A 16,431-nucleotide genomic window follows, 5' to 3' on the forward strand; every position below is an offset into this window, starting at 1 on the left:
TTTAGTTGATGTATGAGTGGATACATCAACTGGCAAGTGGACGAATTAAGATAGAGGGCAGGAGGAAAGGTATGCCGACTTTAAACTGGATTGGAAAAGATAAGGTGCTGAATCACCATTTTGAAGTGCCTTTTCATGTGCTGGAAAGGCAGTACAGCTTTGATGAAGCAGGCAAGCATGAAGAAGATAACGGTAGCGAGAACATGATTATTCATGGTGACAATTTACTGGCGCTCAAATCGTTGCTGCCCAAGTATGAAGGCAAGATTAAATGTATTTATATTGATCCGCCGTACAATACAGGTGAAGAAAACTGGGTGTACAATGATAATGTTAACGATGAACAAATAAAAAAATGGATTGGTGAAGTAGTAGGTAAAGAAGGTGAAGATTTAACAAGGCATGATAAATGGTTGTGCATGATGTATCCGCGCTTAAAATTGTTGGCTAAGCTTTTATCTGTGGATGGAGTGATGGCTGTTAGTATAGGATTTCATGAATTAAATCCTTTGGTACTGCTGTTGAAAGAAATTTTTTCAATAAGACAGGTAACAGTAGTTACAGTCCAAACATCTGGTGGAAAGCCTAAAGATGGATTTAATTATGTACAAGAATATATTGTTTTTGTAGCACCTAATGGATTCCAACCTAATCCTTCACTTGAAGCTATGAATGAATATGCGTCGCCATATCATGCTATGACGTTAGCAGGTTTTAATCAAGTGACTCGTCCTAATCAGGTATATCCAATATATGTAGATTTAAAAACGAATGCTTTAGTTGGTGTTGGTAAATCATTACAAGAATTAATTGATGAAGGAAAATATATAGGTGAAAAAAATGATTTTGAATTTGACTATTCATCACCTAAAGGACAGAGTGCAGTTTGGTGCGTAACTAATAAGGGCGATAAATGCGCATGGAGATTAGCACCAACAAGTTTTTTGTCTAATTGGCAAAAAGGATATGTGAAAATTACTCCTCAACGTTCAGATAAAAATAATAATCTTTATTCGGTACAATATCTTGCGGATGGTATAATAAAGAAAATAGAATCTGGAGATTTAAAAACTTATCGAATAAGTGATGTCGATGCTATTCCGACACTGGAAGTATATAATTTTAAAACAGGTGGAGTTAATATTACAACTATATGGACTGATAAATTATATTATACCAATAGGGGTAGTAATGAACTTACAAGTGCTTTGGGAGAAAAAGGAGTATTTCCATATCCTAAACCTGTTAAGCTTATAGAAGATATAATTTCTAGAGTAACTAAAGAAAACGATATTATCCTCGACTCCTTTGCAGGCAGCGCCACAACTGCTCACGCCGTCCTCAACATGAACAAAGCAGATGGAGGCAACCGTAAATTTATCTGCATTGAGATGATGGATTACGCAGATACAATTACCGCTGAGCGTGTAAAACGTGTCATTAATGGTTATAAGGCAGAAGAAGATAAGGAAGAACTGCTTTACGATGAAGAATTAAAGCCTTCTAATCTTAATAATGCACCGCAAATGCTGGCTGACGCGAAAGCCGCAAAGAAAGCTGCTAAAGAAAGTGGAGCATATGACAGCGTTGGCAATCCTAAAATAGTTGATAATCACCTGCAGGTTATCGGAAAGATAAAAGCAACAGAGGAAATTGTGGGCACCGGTGGCAGCTTCAGCTACTACGAATTAGGCGAGCCTCTGCTTGTAGATGATAAGCTTAATAATGCTGTGAGCACCGAAAAAATCCGTGAATATATCTACTATATGGAAACAAAACAGGCGCTGCCGGAGGCATCTGCCGACGAACCGATGCTTTTAGGCGTGTATCATGGAGCTGCCTACTACTTTAACTACGAAAAAGACGCAAGCACTACGCTGAATGCTGCTTTCTTGAAGAGCATCAAGACGCAAGCGGAAGCCTATGTTATTTACGCTGATACCTGCGTTCTTTCAGAAAATAAATTGCAGCAGTTCCATATTACATTTAAAAAGATTCCGCGTGACATCGCAAGGCTGTGAGGGTAAAAACATGGAATTAAAAAATTACCAGAAAAAAGTTATAGCGGATTTGCAAAACTATCTGCACTCATTAAAGCAGAGCGCCAATCTTGCGGAAGCCTGGAAGAATTATTGGCAGACAAAGGATATTGCCGTAGGCAACGGCGGTGTCCCCGCTTATAAAGATAATATTCAGGGTGTGCCTGCTGTCTGCATGAAGGTTCCTACCGGCGGCGGCAAAACCTTTCTTGCCTGCAGTGCTATCAAGCATATTTTTGATTTTATGCCGGCAGAAAAACCTAAGCTTGTAGTTTGGCTTGTGCCGTCAGATCCTATTTTGGAGCAGACTTTAAAAAATTTGTCCAATCCGGACCATCCCTACAAGCAAGCTTTAGACAGAGATTTTGGCGGACGCGTGCAGGTGCTGAACAAAGCTATGCTGCTTAACGGCCAAGGCTTTTCGGCAGATTCGGTGCAGCATATCTTAACCATTTGTGTATTGAGCTTTGATTCCTTGCGCATTAATTCCGGACGCAGATATGACAGGAAAATTTATCAGGAAAACAGCAATCTGGCTGATTTTGCTGCCTTCTATAAAAATGATGAAGTTCTGCTGGAAGGTACTCCGGAAACAGCACTGATTCAGGTGTTGCGTCATTTGCGTCCAGTGACGATTGTTGACGAAAGCCATAATGCAACTTCTGCCTTGAGTGTAGAAATGCTAAATAATATCTATCCCTCGTTTATTTTAGAATTAACTGCCACACCTAAAAGCAACAGTAATGTTGTGTCGTATGTTGATGCAAGGGAACTGAAAAAGGAAAACATGGTAAAGCTTCCTGTTATAGTTTATAAACGTAACAGCCGTGAAAGTGTTATTGCCGATGCTATTCAGTTGCGTGGCAAGCTGGAGCAAAAGGCGCTGGAGGAGGAAGCAGTTACCGGCAATTACATACGTCCTATCGTACTTTTCCAGGCACAGCCAAGGAGCAACGATGATAACACTACCTTTGATAAAATAAAAAATCTGCTTTTGGAAATTGGCATTCCGGAAGAAGAGATAGCTATCAAAACCGGTGAGAAAAATGATTTGAAAAATGTAGATTTGCTGAGCAAAGCTTGTGCAGTACGCTATATTATTACGGTTAATGCTCTGAAAGAGGGTTGGGACTGTCCGTTTGCGTATATTTTGGCTTCGCTGGCAAATAAAACATCTGCTGTTGATGTAGAACAGATTTTAGGCCGTGTGTTGCGCCAGCCTTATACAAGACAGCATCAACATTTTTTACTGAACTCTTCTTATGTTTTGAGCTGTTCCAATGACTTCCGTAATACCTTGGACAGTATCGTCAAGGGTTTGAACGGTGCCGGTTTCAGCCGAAAGGATTACCGTGTAGGCGGGGATGAAGATGTTCCTGTACAAGAGCAGCAGCCCCAGCCTCAACCTCAGCAGGAGGAACTGTTCAACAATGAGAATGCGGTTGAGAACAACAATGATGATTTCACGGATGTTACGCCGGAAAATATTAAGGAACAAATTGATAATACTGATGAGCAAAGTCAGTCTTTGACAGATATGGAAAACCAGGCAGAGCAGCAGACGCAGAAGTATACTGAAGAAACTTCCGGGGAAAATTTTATGGGAGGAACTGAAGCACAGATGCAGCACAGATTTAAAATCAGAACAGAAAATATTGAATCAGCTCAAGCTTTACGATTGCCTAAATTCTGTATCAAGGCAGATTTTGGTTTGTTTGATGATGGTGCGTTTAACTATCTTGAACCGGAAAATTTACTGGAAGGCTTCCGCTTAACCGGACAAGATGCAAATGTTAATTTCAAATTAGCTTCCGGCGAAATGTATTCTGTTGATATTGCGCAAAGCGGTGAAGCGGTACCGCAATATCGCATGGTTACAGACAGCGATAAGAAAAAAATGCGTGAATATCTGGACAGCCTGCCGCAGGAAAGACAGATAGCAACCTGTATAGATGCAATCTGTGCCGTAATCAATCGCAAAAACGCTTATCGCAGCACGGATATCAGAGATTATGTGAAACGTGTAATAGATGGTTTGCATAGCGATGATTTGTTGGCGATGCTTACCGCCAAAGAAACATATGCGAAAAAGATTCAGGAAAAAATTGATAAGCTGGCAGCTGTTTATAAGCAGAAGCGATTCATGCAGCTTTTGGATGAAGGCGAAATTGAATGCTGTGAGCGTTACGAAGTGCCTGATTTTATAACACCGCTTGATTTTACTGATGCTTTGCCTAAATCACTTTATGAAGCAGAGAAAAATGACATGAATGAGTACGAGCATAAGGTACTGGATGTTATTATCGGTCAAAGCAATATTGTATGGTGGCATAGGATTATAGAACGCCAAGGGTTCTGTATTAATGGTTTTATAAATCATTATCCGGATTTTCTTGTGTTGACAAAAAACGGCAAAGTGCTTTTGATTGAAGCAAAAGGAGATCACTTAGCGAATGATGATAGCGAAAATAAGCTGATTTTAGGCCGAAAATGGCAGGAAGCTGCCGGTCGCGATTATCGTTATATGATGGTTTTCGAGAAAAAGGAATTCCAACATGATGGTGCTTATACGCTAGACGAATTTGCAGAAGTGATTAAAAAGTTGTAGCTCATTGCAACCTGAGCGCAGCAAGCGAAAGCGTGCTGCGCTTTTTGCTGTTGGGAGGCGCTGGAGCAGCGTACAAAATTAAATAAACAAAAATTCTTTTCCCATGAGCACGTAAAGTGTGATAAAATAGAATAGATATACTATGACTACGAGGTGAAGCGAATTGGTAAAGGTAATTGCTATTGCCAACCAGAAGGGTGGTGTTGGCAAGACTACTACGGCGGTAAATCTGGCTGCGTGTCTGGCGTCGCTAGAACGCAAGGTACTTTTGATTGACAGTGATCCGCAGGGAAATGCTACCAGCGGCTTTGGCTTTGATAAACGTGATATTAAGCAATGTATTTATGATGCGATTATCAGTGACGTACCCATGCAGGATGTAATTAAGCACACAGCCTATAAAGGACTGGACCTGGTGCCTGCTACTATACAACTTGCCGGTGCGGAAATAGAGCTTGTTTCGCTGATGAACCGTGAAGGACGTTTAAAGAACTCTCTGGAAAGAGTAAAGCATAATTATGATTACGTTATTATTGATTGCCCGCCGTCTTTAGGCCTGCTGACAATCAATGGCCTGACTGCTGCCAGCTCGGTAATGATTCCTATTCAGTGCGAATTTTATGCGCTGGAGGGCGTTACTATGCTGATGAACACGATTCAGCTGGTACAGCGTAACCTGAACCCGGCATTGAAGCTGGAGGGTGTGCTGATGACTATGTATGACAGCAGAACGAACCTGTCGCAGGATGTTGTGAACGAGGTACAGAAGTACTTCAAAACAAAAATGTATCAGACGATTATTCCGCGTAACGTGCGCCTGAGTGAAGCACCAAGCCACGGACAGCCGGTTATCGACTATGACAGCAAATCTAAGGGTGCGCAGGTGTACATGGACTTTGCGCGTGAGGTGATTGAGGATGAGTAAGAAGGGCGGCTTAGGCAAGGGCCTGGGCGCAATTTTCGGCGAAAATACCAGTCCTGCCGTAGAAAAGGTGCAGGAGCCTGCAAGTGCTGCACAGGAGCTGCTTATTAAAAATATCGCAGCGAATCCGTATCAGCCGCGCTGCAACTTTGATGAAGAAAAGCTGCAGGAGCTGGCTGCTTCCATCAAGGAATTTGGTGTTGTTCAGCCGGTAGTTGTGCGCAAAAAGGGCAGAAGCTACGAGCTGGTGGCAGGCGAACGCCGTCTGCGTGCCGCAGGCTTGGCCGGACTTACTAAGGTACCTGCTATTGTTAAGGATTATGACGATGCCAAGATGATGGAAATTGCGCTGATTGAAAATATTCAGCGTCATGATCTGAATCCGATTGAAGAAGCGCAGGGCTTGCGCCGCCTGATGCAGGAATTTAAGCTGACGCAGGAGCAGACTGCCGAAAAGGTAGGCCGTAGCCGCAGCGCAGTAACTAATATCCTGCGTCTTCTGAACCTGCCGGAGCAGGTGCAAAAGCAGATTATCAACGGCGTGCTGACGATGGGCCAGGCCAAGCAGCTTTTGGGATTGCCGAAGCCGGAGCAGATGTGCGAGGTGGCGGAGGCGATTATTGCTAACGGCTGGAGCTCACGCATGACGGAAGAGGTTGTGCGTAAGCTGAAGGAAGGCAAGAAGCTGAAGATTGTCCGTGAGCTTATCGAGGAAGAAGCTAAAAATAAGGACAATAAGGAAAAGAAACCTAAGCGTGAGCCTACCGAGAATGATATTTTCTGCCATGACTTTGAACAGCGTCTGGTAGAGTTTTTGGGTACTAAGGTTAAGGTTGTGCCTAAACTGGATGAGCAGGGACGCCAGGGCGGTACTATTCACATTGAATATTATTCCGCTGAGGACCTGGAGCGCATTTATGAGGTGCTGCAGCAGGGACGCCACGAGGAAAAACCGCTTAACGGCGAGCCTAAGCGTCTGAATGTGTGATTTCGGAGTTTTACGCTAAGATATGAATACCGGTCGTATATGTGCCGGCGGTAATTTAGATAAGCTTTGGTATGAGGGGGCTTTTATTGATGGAACAGGCCAATCTTTTAGTTAATACACATTCGGCAGCAATTATTATTGTGCTGCTGCTTATTGTGTTGGTTGCGTTGGGCATGTGCTTTAGTCTGCAGGGCAAGCTGAATAAGCTGCAAAAAAAATATGACTTCTTTACTCAGGGTAAGGAAGCCAACATTGATGTTGTACTGACAGATACGCTGCAGGAGCTGCATGCGCTGCAGAATGAGCTGGCAGCTTTGCAGGATGAGCATCAGAAGCTGCATGCACAGGTGCAGAACTGTCTGCAGAATATTAAGATTGTGCGTTACGATGCCTTTGACGCTATGGGCGGTGAAATGAGCTATTCCCTGCTGCTTACGGATGCGAATAATAAGGGTGTTATTATGACCAGCATTTACGGCAGAGAGGAAAGCCGTTGCTTTGCTAAGGATATCGATAACGGCAAGTCCAGCTATCCGCTGGCAGAGGAAGAGCAAAGACTCTTGTAATTTAAACAGTGTAAGAAAAATCCCGACAGCATATTATATGTTGCCGGGATTTTTGCGTTAAATTGCTATGCGTTAAGCGCCTTCGAACAGCCTCAGCAGAATAAACATGCTCTCACCGAAGCAGAGGTAGCGCAGCCAGGTGCGGGGATAGACGAAGCCCTCCTCATCCTCGTCATAGGCACCGCTGATGCGGGCGTGAATAGCGAGCGATTCCAAAGCTGCAATCACGAGCAGCAGAAAACCGGGAGTCCAGGTAGTGTCGTGCAGCATCAGCCAGATACAATATAACAGGAAGAAAACATCCAGCAGGAAGTAAATGATAAAGGTGGTGGCGCTGCCGTCGATGATAATGACCTGCTTGCGGCCGGGGTTGGCACGGCGCTCGTCTAAAATTCGGGAAAAGCGCTGCAGCAGATAGGCGATTCTGTGGGAATGGATAAAATGAAACATGCGCACACACAAGAAAAATAAAGCAATAAAGTTCATAAATACCTCTCATTCTATAAATTGTCTTGCCTGCATTTGTAAAGACAAGTAATTCTTCTGCATTATATTATACACTATCTGCAGGCGGAGCGCTATAAAGGCAGCAAGAAGACACAAAAGCTACAAAGTTTATTTGGAAAATACAAAAATACTGAAATAACAAACATGAAAATAGAAAACATAAAAAATGTATCAGTTTATATGTAAAATACTCATGTATACAATGAACATGAAAAAAATCGTTGACAAAAGTGTAATACAACGGCTATAATTGGTTACATAAAGTTGCTGGGATAGTGGTTGAATCCGAGAACACTCCCGGTACTGTGTTTTATATTTTATTTTTAAAGGGAAAGAAGGACTCAAAATGAAAAAATGGAAGAAATTAGCATCAGCGGCTATGGCTGCTATGATGTGCGCCGCATTGCTCACAGGCTGTGGCGGAGAAAAGAAACAAGCTGATTCAGGAGATACTATTAAGGTTGGCGCAGCATTCGAATTAACCGGTAATGTTGCTAACTATGGTAAATCCATTAACGAGGGCTTCAAGCTGGCTGTAGACGAACTTAATAAAAACGGCGGCGTGAACGGTAAAAAAATCAGCGTAGTTGAAAGCGATAACAAATCCGAGCCGGCTGAATCCGGTAACGCTGTAACAAAACTGATTACCCAGGATAAGGTAGTTGCCGTTGTCGGACCTGCAACTAGCGGTTGCGTAAACGCTGCAACTCCTATCACTACTGCAAATAAGGTTCCTCATATTGCTCCGGCTGCTACTGCACCGAGCATTACCGTGGAAAACGGCAAGGTAAAGGATTTCGTATTCCGTGCCTGCTTTATCGACCCGTTCCAAGGTCAGGTAATGGCAGTATTTGCCGATAAAACTCTGAAGGTTAAAAACGTAGCTATTTTCTACGATTCCTCCAGTGACTATTCCAAAGGCTTAGCAGAGGTATTCCAAAAAACTTTGGAAGGCAAAGGCGGTAAAATTGTTGCTAAGGAAGCTTTTCTGGCTAAAGACGTTGACTTCAAATCCGCTCTGACTAAACTCAAAGCATCCAATCCGGAAGCAATTTACGTTCCCGGTTACTATGAAGAAGTTTCCAAGATTATCAAACAAGCTCGCGAAATCGGCATTACCTGCCCGATGCTGGGCTCCGATGGCTGGGAAAGCCCGAAACTTGCTGAAATCGCCGGTAAAGATGCTCTGAAGGGCTGCTACTATGTAAGTGCCTTCAATGCTAAAGACGAAGACAAATCCGTTCAGGACTTCATCAAGAAATTCAAAGAGAAATACCAAAAAGATCCTGATATCTTCGCAATGCAGGGCTACAATGCAGGCCTGATCTTGGCAGATGCTCTGAAACGCGCAGGCACCACTGATGGCACTAAGCTGGCTAAAGCAATTGCCGAAACCAAAGACCTGGCGGTTGCAAGCGGCAAGCTCACCTTTGATGCTAACCACAATCCGGTAATGCCCGCTCTGATTATCGGTCTGGAAACCGGTACTCCTACTCTGGTTGAAAAAATCAGCCTGTAATTGTTAACAAAAAAATAAACATAAAAAATTCTACAAGTAAACATCAGAAAGTACAACAAGACTTCTATTCCATGGGTTATTTATTAAGTTAGACCGGGCGCGTCTACTAGATGCGCCCTCTATAAAAAATATATTTTATTTATTTATTTCTGAGGGGGAATAAACCATGAAAAGAGTAACTAAGTTGTTATCTGTACTAGCAGCCGGCGCTATGTTTATGAGCGCGTTGACCGGTTGCGGAGGCGGCTCTAAAGGAGCTGACGGCGATACCATTAAGGTAGGCGGACTGTTGGAAATGACCGGCGGTAGCGCATCCTTCGGTATCTCCGGTAAAAACGGTATCGACCTGGCACTGAAAAAAATAAATGAAAAAGGTGTGCTGGGCGGCAAAAAACTTTCTTTAGTTGTTGCTGATACCAAATCTGAAGCTTCCGAAGCAACCAACGGTATGCAAAAGCTGATTTCTCAGGATAAGGTTGTAGCAGTAATCGGTCCTAACCAATCCTCTGCTGTAATCGCATCCGGTGCAATCAACAACGGTGCTAAGGTTGTAGATATTACACCTATGGGCACTAACCCGGATGTTACCATTGATCCGAAAACTAAACAGGTTAAACCCTACAGCTTCCGTACCTGCTTTATTGATCCGTTCCAGGGTACTGTAATGGCAAGCTTTGCTTCCAATGAACTGAAAGTGAAGAAGGCTGCTATCTATATCGATAATACAAGTGACTATGCTAAAGGCCTGGCACAGTTCTTCAAAGAGAACTTTGTTAAAAACGGCGGTCAGATTGTAATTGAAGAAGCATATCTGCAAAAGGATACCGACTTCAAATCCACTTTGACCAAAATCAAAGCTGCACAACCTGATTTCATCTACATCCCCGGTTATTATCAGGAGGTTGGTCTGATTGTTAAACAAGCTCGTGAGATGGGCATCAACGTTCCTATGGCAGGCGGCGACGGTTGGGATAGCGCTAAGCTTCCTGAAATTGCCGGCAAAGCTGCTCTGGAAAACACCTTCTTCTCCAGCCTGTATTCTCCGGACGATACCTCTGATCTGAACAAAGAATTCGTAGCCGAATACAAAAAAGCTTACAATACCAACCCGGATGTATTTGCAGCATTGGCATATGATTCCGCTCTGCTGGTTGCAAAAGCAATCGAAGATGCAGGCAGTGCCGATCCGGCTAAAATTGCTGAAGCAATGGCTAAGATTAAAGGCTTCAAGGGTGTATCCGGTGAAGTAACCTTTAACGAACAGCATAACCCGATCAAGAGTGCTGTAATTATCGAACATAAAGATGGCAAACAAACCTTTAAAACTAAAGTTAATCCCTGATAGTTTACATTAGTAGTTAATCTGATTTAATCAACGAGGCTGTTGTTTTGCGTAGCAACAGCCTTTTCCTTTAAGTAAGCGTGTCCCGCTTACACAAATCTTTGAAATCTCTAGGGAGGTAAATTATGGAGACTTTTATCCATCAGTTTTTTCAGCAGCTGATAAATGGTGTATCTCTCGGCAGTATCTACGCATTGATCGCCTTGGGTTATACTATGATCTACGGCATCATTAAGCTGATAAACTTTGCTCATGGCGATATTTATATGTTGGGTGCCTATTTTGGCTTCTTCGCTACTACCCAATTAGGCTTGCCGTTCATTCCGGCAATTATTTTCTCGATGGCAGGCGCTGCTATCGCAGGTATTATTATCGAACGTGTTGCGTATCGCCCCATGCGTAATGCACCGCGTATCGCAATTTTGATTACTGCAATCGGCGTATCCTTCTTCCTGGAATACAGCATGATTCTGCTGGTTTCTCCGCAGCCGAGAACCTTCCCCGCTGTATTCGGCGCTACAGTATATCACCTTGGACCACTGGTTGCTAACAGTCAGCAGCTGGTTATCCTGTTGAGCGCTATTATCCTGATGGCTGTTCTTACCTACATTGTAAATAAAACAAAAGCCGGCAAGGCTATGCGTGCTGTATCCTATGATGCTGACGCTGCAAGGCTGATGGGCATCAACATTGACCGTGTAATTTCCACTACCTTTGCGCTTGGCAGTGCTTTGGCAGCAGCAGGCGGCGTGCTGGTAGGTGTTTACTATAACTCTATTGACCCGCTGATGGGCATGATGCCCGGTCTTAAAGCCTTCGTTGCCGCAGTTCTCGGCGGTATCGGTATTATCCCCGGTGCTATGATCGGCGGTATTATCCTGGGCGTTGTAGAAGCGATGGTCAGCGGCTATATTTCCTCTACCTTCCGTGATGCGGCAGCATTCGGTATTTTGATTATCATCTTACTTTATAAACCTTCCGGCTTATTAGGCAAGAACGTTCGTGAGAAAGTCTGAGGTGACATGGTATGAATGCAATTAGAAAATTTGATTTAAAAGCCATAGTTGCCTGCGTTATCGTTTTTGGTATCGTACAAGGCCTGCTCTTTGGCGAAATCATCGGTCCCTTCTGGGAGCTGAACATTATCCTTATCTGTATCAACATTATTCTTGCAGTCAGCCTGAACTTGATTAACGGTTATACCGGTCAGTTTTCTATCGGTCATGCCGGCTTTATGGCAGTCGGTGCTTATACCAGTGCTATTATGACGGTTAAGCTGGGTATGCCTTTTGAGGCAGGCCTGGTTGTAGCAACCCTGGCTGCCGGCCTGTTGGGCTTTTTGATTGGTTTGCCGACGCTGCGTCTTGATGGTGACTATCTGGCAATCGCCACCTTGGGCTTAGGCGAAATTATCCGTATCTGCATCCTGAACATTGATTATGTCGGCGGTGCTTCCGGTTTGATGGGCATTCCCCGTATGACCAATTTCGCGTATACCTTCTGGATTATGATAGCAATCATCTTCTTCATCAAGAACTTTAAAAACTCTTCCTATGGCCGTTGCTGCCTGGCAATCCGTGAAAACGAAATTGCTGCAGATACCATGGGTATCAACACTACTAAATATAAAGTAATGGCATTCACCTTCGGTGCTGCTTTTGCCGGTACTGCAGGTGCACTCTTCAGTCACTACTTCTTCCTGGCGCATCCTGCGTCCTTCACCTTCATGCGTTCCTTCGATATTCTGACCATGGTTGTTTTGGGCGGTCTTGGTTCTATGACCGGCGCTATTACCGGTGCGACATTGTTGACCTTCATTTCCGCTTATTTATCGGATTACCCGGAATGGCGTATGATTATCTATTCTGTTACTATGATTATCCTGATGCTGTACCGTCCGCAAGGTCTGTTCGGCAGCAAGGAATTGAGCTTGAAAATGTTTAAATTAGGAGGTAAGGACAATGGCAGAACTGCTGAAGGTAGATAATGTATCCATGGTTTTCGGCGGCCTGCGTGCCGTTTCCAATCTTTCCATGCATATCGACGAGGGAGAGCTGATTGGCCTTATCGGTCCTAACGGCGCCGGCAAGACAACAGCCTTCAACATGATTACCGGTGTATATACACCGACAGAAGGCAAGGTATATTTTAACGGTCAGCAAAGCAGCGGTAAAAAATCTTACCAGGTTACGCAGATGGGCATGGCGCGTACATTCCAGAATATCCGTCTGTTCTCTGAGCTTAGCGTTATCGACAATGTAAAAATTGCTTATAATATGCACGTAACCTATAATCTGGCTGATGCTATAGTCCGCGACGGCAAGTATCTCAGTGAGGAAGAATTCATTACACAAAAGGCTCTTGATTTGCTGAAAATCTTCCATCTGGAGGAAGAAGCACATGAGGTAGCCAAAAACCTACCTTATGGCAAACAACGTCGTCTGGAAATTGCGCGTGCTCTGGCTACCGAGCCGAAGCTGCTGCTGCTGGACGAACCTGCTGCCGGCATGAACCCGCAGGAAACCAAAGAGCTGATGGAAATGATTCGCTGGATTCGTAAGGAATTCAATCTTTCCATTCTGCTGATTGAGCATGATATGGGCCTGGTAATGGGTGTCTGCGAGCGTATTTACGTACTGGAATACGGCATGAAGATTGCCGAAGGTACTCCGGATGAAATCAAACAAAATGCACGCGTTATTGAAGCATACTTGGGCGAGGAGGTTATCAACTGATGTTAACTGTTGAAGATATCAATGTATATTATGGCGCGATTCACGCTATCAAAGGTATCAGCCTCGATGTTCCCGATGGTGAAATCGTAGCGCTGATTGGTTCCAACGGTGCCGGTAAATCTACCACATTGCGTACCATTTCCGGTCTGATGAAACCGAAGACCGGTAAAATCTTATATGAAGGTCATGATATTGCCGGTGTACCGGCGCATAAAATTGTCGGCATGGGCTTGTGTCAGGTTCCTGAGGGCCGTCATGTTTTTGCCAATATGACTGTTCTGGAAAATCTGGAGTTGGGCGCTTATCTGCGTAAGGACAAGGACGGAATTGCCAAGGACATGGATGATGTCTTTAAAAAATTCCCGCGGCTGCTGGAACGTAAGGACCAGCTTTCCGGTACGCTTTCCGGTGGCGAGCAGCAGATGCTGGCTATGGGCCGTGCGCTGATGAGCCGTCCTAAGCTGCTGCTGCTGGACGAGCCTTCTATGGGTCTTGCCCCCTTGCTTGTAAAGGAAATTTTTAATATAATAAAGGAAATCAACGAGAGCGGTACTACCGTTCTGTTGGTTGAGCAGAATGCTAATATGGCGCTGTCTATCGCTGATAAGGCCTACGTTCTGGAAACAGGACGTATTACTCTGAGCGGTACAGCTAAGGAGCTGGCAAGCAGCGAGGCTGTTCGCAAAGCATATCTCGGCGGCTGATTAATATACAAATGCGTCGGGTTGCTTCATAGCTGCCTTAAAGTGAAAATGATTATATTAAAATGATTGTGTTTTCTAGTCAAAGGAGGTAAAACTCATATGTTAGTAAAAGATATTATGACTGAACCTGTTGTTACCATACGTGAGGATCAATCCATTTTGGAAGCACGCGAAATTATGCGTGGCAAAAGACTTATCAGCCTGCCAGTTGTAGATGATATGCAACGCGTACGCGGCATTATTACCAGTGATGATATCGGCAAAGCTTCTCCCAGTGACAGCAGCACCCTTTCCCGTTATGAGGCTAATTATCTGCTGGGACGTCTGAAGGTTAAAGACGTTATGAAACGTAGCGTTATCAGCGTTGAGGCAGATGATACTATCGAATATGTTGCCTACAAGCTGTATAAATACAAAGTTAACGCTCTGCCGGTTGTTAACCAGGAGAATAAGCTTTGCGGTATTGTTTCCCGCAGCGATATCTTCCGTTCTATCGTAGAAATTATGGGTATGAACCGCAACTGCCTGCGTATTACTATCGAAGCACCTGATAAAGTTGGTGTTGTTGCGGAAATCTCCAACATTATGAAGGAAGACGGCATTAATATTATTTCTCTGGTTACCAAGCAAAATGGTGATGGTACCGCTGAAGTTACCATTCGTGCCGCTCTCAATAATAATGGTATGGATATCATTGAGCAAATCCGTGAAGCCGGCTATGAGGTCAGCGACGTAATGACTTTGGACGGTATTGAATAATGCTTTCCGGTAAGGATGTTAATGTAGGCGATATCGTCAAAATGAAAAAAGCTCATCCCTGTGGCAGTGATGAGTGGGAAATTACCCGTACGGGTATGGACTTTGGTATGAAATGCTGCGGCTGCGGACATTTTGTGATGTTGGCGCGTACCAAGTTCGAAAAGGCTGCGAAGGCTGTTGTGAAGAGCGCTGCAGCAGAAAAGTAAATAAGCAGATAAGGGGAACGCTCTTTTGCTATCGGTGGGTAGCAGGGGAGCGTTTTTTTATAATTTGACATAGTATGAATCATATGATACAATAACAAGAAAATATGTTCGTAAAAATTCAGGAAAGGGGCGTTGACGATGAGTAATGTTAAAGACTTTCGTTTTCTGCTTTATAAGGTAGAGCAAGAAGATGTTATTGTTAAGGCTTTTATCCAAAACGAAACGCTTTGGTTGACTCAAAAATCAATGGCTGAATTATTTGGTGTAAACAAGTCTACTATTTCCAGACATTTAAAAAATATATATGAGGAAAAAGAACTTGTTGAGCATTCAACTGTTGCGTTTTTTGCAACAGTTCAAAATGAAGGAGAAAGGGAAATCACACGCAATATAGCGTTTTACAATTTAGATGCTATTATTTCTGTAGGCTATCGGGTTAACTCAATGAGAGCTACCCATTTTCGTATTTGGGCAACGAACATTTTAAAAGAATATATACAAAAGGGATTTGTATTGGATGATGAGAGGTTAAAACAAGGCAAGAAGGCTTTTGGCAAAGATTATTTTCGTGAATTATTAGAGCGTGTTCGTTCAATACGTTCTAGCGAAAGACGTATTTATCAGCAAATAACAGATATTTTTGCTGAATGTAGTATTGACTATGATAAAGAGGCAGATATAACAAAAAAATTTTACGCAACTATACAGAATAAATTTCATTATGCTATTGCTGGTCATACTGCAGCAGAAATTATATATTATCAGGCGAATCACGAAAAAGAGCATATGGGATTAACAACATGGAAGAATGCTCCTGATGGTAGAATATTGAAGTCAGATGTTAGTTATTGTAGCTAAAAATTATTTGGATGAAAAACAAATACGACAATTAGAACGAACAGTTAGTGGATATTTTGATTATATTGAAGATCTGATCGAGCGAGAGAATACATTTACTATGGAAGAATTTGCTTCAAGTGTAAATGAATTTTTAGCTTTCCGTAGATATGATATACTTCCGGATAATGGTCGTATTTCTAGTAAAAATGCACATGCTAAGGCTTATGCTGAGTATGAGATATTCAATAAAACACAAAAAATAGAATCTGATTTTGATAAGTCAGTTAAGAAATTATTACAATAAAAATATTAAGGTATTTAATCGCAATAAGAAATAGAGAACGCTCTCTTGCTATCGGTGGGTAGTAGGGGAGCGTTTTGGGCTAAAAGTCGCGTTATCGTTCCAGCGAAAAAATTCACATTGCTCCGTTACTATATAACTACGAGGAACAAGGAAGTTATGACAGGTTCGTTGTCCGTTCCAGTCGTCATAGCGCCGACGTTGATGTTTTGGGAAAGAGCTTTGAGGTTGAACGAGAACAATAAAAATAAGCTGTTAGCGTGTCTTGTGACGTGCTAGCAGCTTATTTTTCTTGATGCGTTTTACGTACTACGTGAGCGCATATTTGATTTCATAAAGAATTCTTGGCGTGCCAAACATTCCGACCTTTAAGTCTGAAACTTAGTAAATACAAT

14 protein-coding genes and 1 pseudogene are annotated in these 16,431 nt (G+C 43.1%); 14 read left to right on the forward strand and 1 reads right to left on the reverse strand.

All coding sequences use genetic code 11. The annotated features are described in order from the left end of the window. Nucleotides 1–71: 71 nt before the first annotated feature. The 5 genes from HMPREF9443_RS10865 to HMPREF9443_RS05395 all read left to right on the forward strand — a co-directional run bounded on the left by HMPREF9443_RS10865 (nucleotide 72) and on the right by HMPREF9443_RS05395 (nucleotide 7,123). Nucleotides 72–2,021, forward strand: coding sequence for a site-specific DNA-methyltransferase (locus tag HMPREF9443_RS10865; protein WP_040565082.1), 1,950 nt, complete (start codon nucleotides 72–74; stop codon nucleotides 2,019–2,021). Nucleotides 2,022–2,031: 10 nt separating this feature from the next. Continuing rightward, complete coding sequence (locus HMPREF9443_RS05380; RefSeq protein ID WP_009145522.1) at nucleotides 2,032–4,647, forward strand: DEAD/DEAH box helicase; 2,616 nt, start codon at nucleotides 2,032–2,034, stop codon at nucleotides 4,645–4,647. 163 nt (nucleotides 4,648–4,810) lie between these two features. Then, nucleotides 4,811–5,572 (forward strand): ParA family protein, encoded by a 762-nt coding sequence (locus tag HMPREF9443_RS05385; RefSeq protein WP_009145523.1) that lies wholly within the window; start codon nucleotides 4,811–4,813, stop codon nucleotides 5,570–5,572. Continuing rightward, on the forward strand, nucleotides 5,565–6,557 hold the full coding sequence (locus tag HMPREF9443_RS05390; RefSeq protein ID WP_009145524.1) for a ParB/RepB/Spo0J family partition protein: 993 nt from the start codon (nucleotides 5,565–5,567) through the stop codon (nucleotides 6,555–6,557). Before HMPREF9443_RS05385 ends, HMPREF9443_RS05390 begins: the two co-directional genes overlap by 8 nt. 89 nt (nucleotides 6,558–6,646) lie before the next feature. After that, entirely contained in the window at nucleotides 6,647–7,123 is a 477-nt protein-coding gene (locus HMPREF9443_RS05395) for a DUF4446 family protein (protein WP_040565083.1), read from the forward strand. A 72-nt stretch (nucleotides 7,124–7,195) separates the two neighbouring features. Here HMPREF9443_RS05395 and HMPREF9443_RS05400 read toward each other — a convergent pair whose 3' ends face one another. Continuing rightward, nucleotides 7,196–7,609 (reverse strand): hypothetical protein, encoded by a 414-nt coding sequence (locus HMPREF9443_RS05400; RefSeq protein WP_009145526.1) that lies wholly within the window; start codon nucleotides 7,607–7,609, stop codon nucleotides 7,196–7,198. Between the two features lie 367 nt (nucleotides 7,610–7,976). Here HMPREF9443_RS05400 and HMPREF9443_RS05405 point away from each other — a divergent pair, with 367 nt between their 5' ends. The 9 genes and pseudogenes from HMPREF9443_RS05405 (at nucleotide 7,977) to rhuM (ending at nucleotide 16,039) form a co-directional block, all read left to right on the forward strand. Further along, a complete protein-coding gene (locus tag HMPREF9443_RS05405; RefSeq protein WP_009145527.1) occupies nucleotides 7,977–9,149 on the forward strand; it encodes an ABC transporter substrate-binding protein in 1,173 nt (390 codons plus the stop codon). 166 nt (nucleotides 9,150–9,315) lie between these two features. Next, the gene (locus tag HMPREF9443_RS05410) at nucleotides 9,316–10,491 is read left to right on the forward strand and encodes an ABC transporter substrate-binding protein (protein ID WP_009145528.1); all 1,176 of its coding nucleotides are present in this window, start codon (nucleotides 9,316–9,318) and stop codon (nucleotides 10,489–10,491) included. Between the two features lie 125 nt (nucleotides 10,492–10,616). Beyond that, nucleotides 10,617–11,507, forward strand: a complete 891-nt coding sequence (locus HMPREF9443_RS05415; protein WP_009145529.1) for a branched-chain amino acid ABC transporter permease — start codon at nucleotides 10,617–10,619, stop codon at nucleotides 11,505–11,507. Between the two features lie 11 nt (nucleotides 11,508–11,518). Beyond that, complete coding sequence (locus HMPREF9443_RS05420; protein WP_009145530.1) at nucleotides 11,519–12,478, forward strand: branched-chain amino acid ABC transporter permease; 960 nt, start codon at nucleotides 11,519–11,521, stop codon at nucleotides 12,476–12,478. Next, nucleotides 12,453–13,226, forward strand: a complete 774-nt coding sequence (locus HMPREF9443_RS05425; RefSeq protein WP_009145531.1) for an ABC transporter ATP-binding protein — start codon at nucleotides 12,453–12,455, stop codon at nucleotides 13,224–13,226. The genes HMPREF9443_RS05420 and HMPREF9443_RS05425 overlap by 26 nt, the downstream gene beginning before the upstream one ends. Then, nucleotides 13,226–13,930 (forward strand): ABC transporter ATP-binding protein, encoded by a 705-nt coding sequence (locus HMPREF9443_RS05430; RefSeq protein ID WP_009145532.1) that lies wholly within the window; start codon nucleotides 13,226–13,228, stop codon nucleotides 13,928–13,930. The genes HMPREF9443_RS05425 and HMPREF9443_RS05430 overlap by 1 nt, the downstream gene beginning before the upstream one ends. A 99-nt stretch (nucleotides 13,931–14,029) precedes the next feature. Continuing rightward, complete coding sequence (locus tag HMPREF9443_RS05435) at nucleotides 14,030–14,689, forward strand: CBS domain-containing protein (RefSeq protein WP_009145533.1); 660 nt, start codon at nucleotides 14,030–14,032, stop codon at nucleotides 14,687–14,689. Next, nucleotides 14,689–14,895 (forward strand): DUF951 domain-containing protein, encoded by a 207-nt coding sequence (locus tag HMPREF9443_RS05440; RefSeq protein ID WP_009145534.1) that lies wholly within the window; start codon nucleotides 14,689–14,691, stop codon nucleotides 14,893–14,895. Before HMPREF9443_RS05435 ends, HMPREF9443_RS05440 begins: the two co-directional genes overlap by 1 nt. A 138-nt stretch (nucleotides 14,896–15,033) precedes the next feature. Continuing rightward, nucleotides 15,034–16,039 (forward strand): annotated as a pseudogene (gene rhuM, locus HMPREF9443_RS11105) (RhuM family protein). Nucleotides 16,040–16,431 lie beyond the last annotated feature (392 nt).

The sequence above is a fragment of the Phascolarctobacterium succinatutens YIT 12067 genome, from assembly GCF_000188175.1.
In the GTDB taxonomy this organism is placed as follows: domain Bacteria; phylum Bacillota; class Negativicutes; order Acidaminococcales; family Acidaminococcaceae; genus Phascolarctobacterium_A; species Phascolarctobacterium_A succinatutens.